Source organism: Terrabacter sp. P5_B1 (assembly GCF_056400505.1).
Window position 1 is genome coordinate 1 of sequence record NZ_JBFULD010000609.1, and the last position, 726, is coordinate 726.

Sequence of the window (726 nt, forward strand, 5' to 3'; positions counted from 1 at the left end):
MGTCACTGTCGGCCCAGCCGTACTCGTAGGTGCCGATGCCCTTGAGGCCGGGGTTGAGCTCTTCGATGTGGGTGGTCATGAGGAACCTTCCTGAACGTGCGTGAGCGTGTCGGTGCTGGTGCTCGTGCTGGTGCGGGTCTGGGCAGCCTCTGGGTAAACACCCGAGGGCTGCGTGGTCTTCCGGGGGCGAGTGCCGATCCCACCGGTCGGGACGAAAGTGGTGCAGACGTGGTGGCCGCCGGCCAGGGTCGCGAGGCGCTGGACGTGCACGCCGAGCAGCCGCGAGAAGGCGTCGGTCTCGGCCTCGCAGAACGCCGGGAACTCGGCAGCGACGTGCTGGACGGGGCAGTGCCCCTGACACAGCTGGACCCCGGTGAGCCCGCCCGCGCCGACCGCGCCGACCGGTCGGGCCGTGGCGGCGAAGCCGTCCTCGCTCAGCGCCTCGACGAGCGCCTCGGTGCGAGCGGCGGGGGCGTCGCCGGCGGCAGCCAGGCGGGCGGCATACCGCTCCTCGAGGGCCCCGACCCGGCTCCGGGCGAAGTCGGCGACGGCAGCCGGCCCGGCCTGCGCCTCGAGGTAGCGCAGCACCTCGACGGCGAGCGAGTCGTAGTCGGCCTCGAGCGCGCTGTGCCCGGCATCGGACACGACGTAGGCGCGTGCGGGACGACCGCGTCCGCGGCGCCCGCCGGTGGGCTCGTGCGGCACGACGGCGCCCTGCTCGACGAG

The 726-nt window shown here is 73.9% G+C and carries 1 protein-coding gene; it reads right to left on the minus strand.

What is annotated here, in order from left to right; translation table 11 throughout:
- Positions 1-75 precede the first annotated feature (75 nt).
- Positions 76-726, minus strand: a 651-nt coding sequence (locus AC1DP0_RS22380; protein WP_478088850.1) for a helix-turn-helix transcriptional regulator, incomplete at its 5' end; no start/stop codon positions are given.